The 7,291-nt window shown below is 64.3% G+C and carries 10 protein-coding genes; 3 read left to right on the top strand and 7 right to left on the bottom strand.

Going from position 1 to position 7,291, the window contains the following annotated elements:
• Positions 1 to 191: SDR family NAD(P)-dependent oxidoreductase (locus AC1DT2_RS12465; RefSeq protein ID WP_477296572.1), on the bottom strand; the 191-nt coding region annotated here is incomplete at its 3' end.
• Between the two features lie 170 nt (positions 192 to 361).
• Here AC1DT2_RS12465 and AC1DT2_RS12470 point away from each other — a divergent pair.
• The gene (locus AC1DT2_RS12470; RefSeq protein WP_046980384.1) at positions 362 to 820 is read left to right on the top strand and encodes a PA2169 family four-helix-bundle protein; all 459 of its coding nucleotides are present in this window, start codon (positions 362 to 364) and stop codon (positions 818 to 820) included.
• 66 nt (positions 821 to 886) lie between these two features.
• Here AC1DT2_RS12470 and AC1DT2_RS12475 read toward each other — a convergent pair whose 3' ends face one another.
• From AC1DT2_RS12475 to AC1DT2_RS12495, 5 genes are all read right to left on the bottom strand, one after another.
• Positions 887 to 1,414, bottom strand: a complete 528-nt coding sequence (locus AC1DT2_RS12475) for a hypothetical protein (RefSeq protein WP_213949547.1) — start codon at positions 1,412 to 1,414, stop codon at positions 887 to 889.
• Positions 1,415 to 1,474: 60 nt separating this feature from the next.
• Entirely contained in the window at positions 1,475 to 2,248 is a 774-nt protein-coding gene (locus AC1DT2_RS12480; protein WP_063574166.1) for a YdcF family protein, read from the bottom strand.
• Between the two features lie 117 nt (positions 2,249 to 2,365).
• A complete protein-coding gene (locus AC1DT2_RS12485) occupies positions 2,366 to 2,740 on the bottom strand; it encodes a response regulator transcription factor (RefSeq protein ID WP_477296575.1) in 375 nt (124 codons plus the stop codon).
• A gap of 117 nt (positions 2,741 to 2,857) precedes the next feature.
• Positions 2,858 to 3,490, bottom strand: coding sequence for a response regulator transcription factor (locus tag AC1DT2_RS12490; protein WP_213949651.1), 633 nt, complete (start codon positions 3,488 to 3,490; stop codon positions 2,858 to 2,860).
• A gap of 5 nt (positions 3,491 to 3,495) precedes the next feature.
• Complete coding sequence (locus AC1DT2_RS12495; protein WP_477296577.1) at positions 3,496 to 5,361, bottom strand: PAS domain-containing sensor histidine kinase; 1,866 nt, start codon at positions 5,359 to 5,361, stop codon at positions 3,496 to 3,498.
• Positions 5,362 to 5,694: 333 nt separating this feature from the next.
• Here AC1DT2_RS12495 and AC1DT2_RS12500 point away from each other — a divergent pair, with 333 nt between their 5' ends.
• Positions 5,695 to 6,291, top strand: a complete 597-nt coding sequence (locus tag AC1DT2_RS12500) for a helix-turn-helix domain-containing protein (protein ID WP_477296579.1) — start codon at positions 5,695 to 5,697, stop codon at positions 6,289 to 6,291.
• Positions 6,292 to 6,294: 3 nt separating this feature from the next.
• Here the strand turns inward: AC1DT2_RS12500 and wrbA are convergent, their stop codons facing one another.
• Positions 6,295 to 6,894 carry an NAD(P)H:quinone oxidoreductase gene (gene wrbA, locus AC1DT2_RS12505; protein ID WP_477296581.1) on the bottom strand — a complete coding sequence of 200 codons (600 nt, stop codon included), beginning with the start codon at positions 6,892 to 6,894 and terminating at the stop codon, positions 6,295 to 6,297.
• A 73-nt stretch (positions 6,895 to 6,967) separates the two neighbouring features.
• Here wrbA and AC1DT2_RS12510 point away from each other — a divergent pair, with 73 nt between their 5' ends.
• Positions 6,968 to 7,240 carry a hypothetical protein gene (locus tag AC1DT2_RS12510; RefSeq protein WP_477296583.1) on the top strand — a complete coding sequence of 91 codons (273 nt, stop codon included), beginning with the start codon at positions 6,968 to 6,970 and terminating at the stop codon, positions 7,238 to 7,240.
• The last annotated feature ends 51 nt before the right edge of the window (positions 7,241 to 7,291 follow it).

Below are 7,291 nucleotides of genomic sequence, written 5' to 3' on the forward strand. Positions count from 1 at the left end.
AGATCGAGCGGCGCGACGATGGCGTCGATGCCATAGCTGTCGCGTAGTTCGGTCGCGAGCGCTTCGAGACGGTCCGCACGACGGGCCGTGAGGACGAGGTCGTGGCCGCGACGAGCCAGTTCCCGGGCGAAGGCTTCGCCGATGCCGGCTGAGGCGCCGGTGACGAGCGCGCGACGACGATTCGATGCCATGAACGGTATTCCGTGTGTGTCGTGAACGTTGAGTATGCACCGCATGAGCATGAACAGCGTCTGGGTGTGTTGGTCTGCGCGACGCTTATTTCACGAATCCGTGCACCCCTTCGCGGCGAAGCTTGATGTCCCCGAACGACTCACCGTGAGTCACCCAAGGAGCCACCACCATGACCAGCACCGACCACGACATCAAGGTTCTCAACGGCCTTATCGAGACCACGATCGACAGCGCCGAAGGCTATGGCGAGGCGGCAAAAGATGCCGACAACACCCGTTATGCCGCATCGTTCCAGAGCCGCGCTGCCGAGCGTCGCCAGGTGGCACAGCGCCTGCAGCAGCAGGTCAGCTCGCTCGGCGGCACGCCGGAAGATGACGGCACCGTTCTGGCCAAGGCCCATCGCATGTTCGTTGAGCTGCGCGCCAAGATGAGCTCGAAGGACGACACTGCCATTGTCGACGAAGTCGAGCGCGGCGAAGACCACATCAAGGCGAAGTACGAAGACGCCCTGAAGGATACCGACGTCACCGCCGGCACGCGTTCGCTGATCAACGAGGCCTATGTCTCGGTGAAGAGTGGCCACGATCAGATGCGCGACCTGAAGCACGCGCTGCACGGTACGCACTAAGATCTCAAGTGATTAAAAAAAGGGCGAGACCGTGAGGTCTCGCCCTTTTTTTGTGCGAGCGGCGGATCAGTTACCGGTCGCGTCTTCGTTCATCAGGGCGTTGATCTGCGCCTTGTGCGACTCGTAGAAGGCCACGTTCTTCTGGTTCACCTTCGACTGGTCGACATACGCCGCCATCTGCGGATTGTTTTTCGCTTCCGACGCGATGGCCGCATTGGTCACGGCCAGGTTGGCGAGCAGGAACTCACGCGGGGTGAAGCCGTACTTCTTGATCAAGGGCTCAATGCGCGGATCGGCGGCGGTCACCTGCGCGGCGAGATCGTCGAGCGAATGGATCTTCGAGAAATCGGTCTTGGCATCCTTCGGCTTGATGCCTTCCTTCTTTGCTTCCTGCGAGACCTTGACGATGCGGGTGAACACGTCGTCGTTGAGGTTGTAGTTCTGGATGGCCTGCTTGTCCGCTGCGGGAATCTGCGAGGCAGGATTGGCGGCAGGCGCGGGCTGCTCGGCCGGAGCGGCCTGCTGGGCGAAAACAGCCGCCGGGGCGACAGCAGCGGTAGCGAGCAGTGCGGCAAGGATGTAACGAGACTTCACGGGCATCTCCTGAGGTTCGCTGTCCGTGGCGGACGGTGTGGCAGCATAAAGCGGCAATTGTTACGTATGTGTCTGCGCGGTCACGCTTTCTTCAGGAATCTTCGGCACGTTCCAGCCCATGGCGTTATAGAAGTGGTATCGAGCAATGCCGACGTACTCGTGAATGGCGAAGTCCGCGTAGGAGAGGTTGTCCGAGCCCGGCAGCCAGTCGTAGCGCGCCGTGACATAGTCGCCGCGCACAGGTTCGCCATGAATGGCGAAGTGCGCGAAGTACAACACGGCCCGTTTCAGGTGCACCGCGGAAGAGACCAGCACCACCTTGTCGGCACCGTAGCTCATCAACAAGGGCTTGGTGAACTGCGCATTCTGGAAGGTGTTCATGCTCTGCGCTTCGAGAATCATGTCCGCACGCGGCACACCGAGCCGGTCCAGCGAGATCGCGTAGACATCCGCTTCGGCCTGCTTGAGCTTCATGGCATCGCCGCCGCTCACTTCCACCTTGCAATCGCCGCCGGTGGCCTTGCACGAGCGATAGAGTTCGGCGGCCCGCAGGATACGGCCGTTCGCGTAGAGGCTGGGCTCGATCGCCCCTGCGCCGCTACGCACGGTACCCGCACCGAGCAGGATGATGACGTTGCGCTGGCCCCAATGGGCGATGTCCGGCGCGAAACCGGACTGCAGGTTGCCCAGCAGCATGCCGGTCAGCGGACCGCAGCCAGCGAAAAACAGCCAGGCGATACCGATGACCAGCCACGCCGATCCAGCGCGTGGACGACGGCGCCAGAGCAGAACGAGGGCGATGAGCAGCAGGAGCAGGAAGAGGATAAGTGTCATGCCGCCGAGCGTAACCGGATGCGCATGACCGCTCCACCCCGTAGGAGCCGATTCATCGGCGATCCCGCGGCAGCGGGCCAGACTGAGGCAAGCACCCATTCGCCGATGAATCGGCTCCTACAGGGGGCGCGATACGTTACGCGACCGGGACAACGCCTGTTCCAGGCAGGTCACCAGCGTGTCGCCGTGGAAGGGCTTGCCGAGGTAACAGAACGCACCCGCCGCCATGACGCTCTCGCGCACGGCCTCGTCGAGGAAGCCCGAGACGAAGACGATCGGATAGGTGCGGCCACGTTCAATCAGGCGGCGCTGCAAGGCGGTGCCATCGATCCCCGGCATATGGACATCGCTAACAAGGCAGTCGATGCCTTCGTCGCCACCGGGGCGGAGGAAATCTTCAGCGGAAGCAAAGCCTCGCACTYCGTGTCCCAGCGACCGCACGAGGCTGGCGGTCGCCAGTCGGACCGCTTCGTCGTCGTCTACGATCGCCACAATCCTGTTCGCGGCCAAGCTGTCGTCCTCATCCAGCACCATCGTGCCGGCCTACAGTGCGCGCCCGGCCCCAGGTTGGGAATCATACGGAGGTGTGCGGTCTGTCACCCCTTGGCTTCAAGGGTGCGTAGCGAGGGCCTCAGCCTGGCGCACCAGCTCAGCCAGTGAGCGGGCGGCCATTTTGCGCATCACGTTGCCGCGGTGGATCTTCACGGTGATCTCGGACAGGCCAAGCAAGCCGCCGACCTGCTTGTTCATCAGGCCCGCCGTGACATGGTGCATCACCTCGCGCTCCCGGGGGGTGAGTGAGGCATAGGCCCGGCGCAGGGCCCCGATGGCGTCGGCCTCACGACGCCCGGCGGCATCACGCTCGATCGCCATGCTCACCGCATCGAGCATGTCCTGGTCGCGAAAGGGCTTGGAGAGAAAGTCGAGCGCTCCGGCCTTCATCGCCCGCACCGACATGGGAATGTCGCCGTGCCCGGTCATGAAAACGATGGGAAGGCGGTTGTCCATGGCCGCCAGCTGGGCCTGGAAATCCAGACCGTTAACGCCGGGCAGGCGGACATCCAGCACGAGGCAGCCCGGTGCGTTGGCATTCTCGCGGGCGAGGAAGTCAGCGGCGCTGCCGAAGGCGGCCACGTTGAGGCCGACCGAACGGAACAGGGAATCCAGGGCTTCGCGCACAGCGGCATCGTCGTCGACGATGCAGACGACAGGCGCCTGCGCCGTTGTCAGGGGGAGCGGCATTCGGGTCACGCGCCAGCCTCCTCGGCTACCGTGACCGGCAGCGTGAAATGGAAGGTCGCCCCGCCTTCCGGTCGGTTCGTCGCCCAGAGGCGCCCCCCGTGAGATTCGACCGTCGACCGGCAAATGGCAAGGCCCATGCCCATACCGCCACCGCGCGTCGTCACGAACGCGTCGAAAAGATGGGCGGCGATATCCTCGGGAATGCCGGTGCCGCTGTCTTCCACCTCGACCAGGATGCCTTCCTCGCCATCGGCCCGGGCACGCAGGACCAGCGAGCGCGTTCCCTCGACGGCGGACATCGCGCGGATTGCGTTACCCATCAGGTTCAGCACCACCTGCTGCAATTGCACGCGGTCGCCGCGGGGCAAGGGAGCTTCGGGAGCTATGTCGACACTCAGCATGACGTGATGCTGAGCCATCTCCCCCTCCAGTAGCAGCGCGCATTCGGCAACCAGGGCGCCGAGATCGACGAGCACGTGCTGGCGTGGTTCCTTGCTGGCCAGGCTGCGTACGCGGTGCACGACCTCACTCGCCCGGCGTGCATCACGAACCACCCGCTCGATCGCGTCGCAGGCTTCCTGAAAGTTTGGCTCCTGGCGGCGAAGCCAGCGCAGGCTGGCTTCGCCATGGGTGACGATGGCGGCCAGCGGCTGGTTCACTTCGTGCGCAATCGAGGCGCTCATCTCGCCGAGCGCCGTCACTCGCGCGGCCTGGGCAAGCTCCGACTGCACGGCCATCAGCGCGCGCTCAGCCCGTTTGCGGTCGGTGATGTCGACCACGCTGACCAGGACACGATCGAAGCGCGTCGGACCCAGCGGCATGTTCAGGGCGAACAGCACGGTAAGCCGCTCACCCTTGAGATTGGCGATATGCGTTTCACCTTCCGCCACGCCGCCGCCTTGCGCAATGGTCAGTATCACCCGGCCGAATGTCGTATCCGTGGCGGGCAGAAACCGGTCCAGCGGCCCGAGCAGGTCTTCGCGGCAAGGTGCGCCAAGCATGCGAACGGTGGCGTCGTTGACGTCGGTCACCTGGGTGAGTTCGCAGCATTCGCGGACGAACGCCGGATGGGCCTGAAGGTAAGCCGCGAGGTCGACCATACCCTCCTCGCGCAGCTGGGCGATACGGGCCATGACCTGGGTCCAGTCCTCTTCCCAGAAAGAAAACCGGGCCTTTTCGAACATGCTGCGATAGCGGCCCTCGCTTTCGCTCAAGGCCGCATCCGCCGCACGGCGGGCAGTGACGTCGGTTCCCGCCTCGAGGATCACCCGCGCCTTGCCGCGATCGTCGCGTAACAGCGCGCAACGGGCGGCTACGATGACAAGGCGGCCATCCCGATGACGCTGCGTCACCTCGCCCTCCCAGCGCCCGGCACTGAACAGCGCGGCGTCCACGACGGTGTGATGGCCCGGCAACGTGGTGCCGAGCAGGTCGCTGGCGCGATGCCCCATGGCTTCGCTCGCCGTCCAGCCGTAGAGCTGCTCGGCGCCGGAATTCCACAGCACGATGACATCGTCCATGTCGCGCACGTAGATCGAATCGTGGGTCAGTTCGATGAGCCGGGCCTGCCCGGCGATCGTCGCCATGCGGTCGCGTGCCCGTAGCGACAGCACCGCCGTGATGGCGATCGCCGAGAGGCTGACCAGGCAACGCAACATGGCCGCGTCCAGGCCGGGCCAGCCGTGACCACGGACGAAGGACACGAGGGTCAGCCCCATGCAACCGAAGGCGGCCCCACCAATGGCACGACGGCTGCCACTGGCCGCCACCAGCAACACCACGACCAGGTACACCACGGCCACGGCGCCTTGCAGCGGAGTAAAGGTGTCGACCAGGAAGACGGCCAGCGACAGCAGGGCGCCCGCCGTCATCAATAAACCGGCCACGGCCCGGCGTGGCCCGATGAGGGAACCGCCGGCGCTGGCTTGGAGGGGTCGGTAAGGTGGCATCGAAGGTGGCTCGGCCCGATCGTCTTGTGCAGATTCGGCCTGAAGCGTGGCCGAATGACGTCAGATCGTCTTGCACGCCGGTGATGGTTTTTGACCATTACGGCACGACAGCTACAAGATATTCCGACAAGGGAGGGTTTAACCCTTTGGTATGAGCTTTACAGTCCCTTTGTAGAATTCAGTACACCCCCGCATCGCGACTAGGCTGCAAGTGTGGGCAGACCGCCCACGCCCGTTGCCGTGGAGCTCACGCTGATGCGATACGAAACCAACACGTTCGCCGGGACCGGTGGTGCGCGCACCACCGAGGCCATGCATGCCCTTGCGCCCTTCGCCATCGATGCCCCCGCTGCCGAGCAGGAACCGACGGTCACCCGCCTGCTCGAGCAGGCCCTCACCGCCGTCGAGACCGATCTGGCCACGACCCGCGCGTGTGTCGCACGTGTCGCCGCCCTCCTCGATCGCGAGGAAATCCACGCGGAAACCGCCAGCTCGGCACGCCGCCGCGTCGGTGCCGGCCTCGCCCCATGGCAGGCACGTCGTGTCGCGAGCCACGTCGAGGAAAACCTCGGTTTCGCGATCACCATCGACCATCTGGCCACGATCGCCGGTCTGTCGAGCAGTTATTTCTGTCGGGCGTTCAAGGACACCTTCGGCGATCCGCCGCACGCCTACATCATGCGTCGCCGCGTCGAGCGGGCGCAGACCCTGATGCTGCAAACCCGCGAACCGCTCAGCCAGATCGCCCTTGCCTGCGGCCTTTCGGACCAGGCCCACCTGTGCAACCTGTTCCGCCGCCTCGTCGGGCAGAGCCCGAGTCATTGGCGGCGTTCGCAGTGGCAGGAAGCGTAATCGTCAACCGAACAGCTTCGTCGCGACCTCGGCAATGTGTTTGCCCTGGAAACGTGCACCAGCCAGTTCGTTGTCGGAGACCTGACGGGAACCGTCGCTGCCTGCAATGGTCGTAGCTCCGTAAGGCGTACCACCCGTGATCTCGTCCAGCTTCATCTGTCCCTGGAAACTGTAGGGCAGGCCCACCGGAATCAGACCCAGATGAAACAGGTTGGTGATGATCGAGAACAGGGTCGTTTCCTGGCCACCGTGCTGCGTCGCCGTCGAAGCGAACGCGCCACCGATCTTGCCGTTGAGCGCACCACGCGCCCACAACGGACCGGTCTGGTCGAGGAAGCTGGCCATCTGCGAGGTCATGCGGCCGTAACGGGTACCGGTGCCGATGATGATCGCATCGTAGGCTTCCAGTTCGTCGACGCGCGCGATGGGTGCAGGTTGGTCGAGTTTGAAGTGCGCGCTTTTGGCAACATCGTCGGGGACGGTTTCGGGCACGCGTTTAATATCGACGTGCGCGCCGGCGTCCCGAGCGCCTTCAGCCACGGCGTTGGCCATTTTTTCGATATGKCCGTACGCCGAGTAGTAGAGAACGAGGACTTTTGCCATCGGGGTAACTCCTCTGCGAAAGAATCGGGAAGGGAAAGATAGGCACGCTGGCTGTCGAGGTGAGGTTATGGGTATGTCGTACGCACAGATTGTCGATATTCGCTCCGCCGCCGATGGGCCGGCGCGGAAGTCACACGCCTGGAAGGTGCTGCGAGAAGCCGCGCGCGTCGAGCCGGACGAAGCCCGTCGGATCGCCTGGTACCGCAACGACCCCATCGAGCACCTGGACCTGCAAACGGCCGAGGTCCTGGTGGCGTCCGGACGCTACGAGGAAGTGCTCGCCTTTTTGCGTGGCGTAAAGATAGATCTGGGTCTGGAGGTTTCCGTGGGGTTCKGCGCGTTCTGACGACCGCCCTCAGGCGCGGTAGACGCGCGCCTCCCCCGGGCGAAGCAAGGC

This window comes from Luteibacter sp. P4_E6 (genome assembly GCF_056401535.1).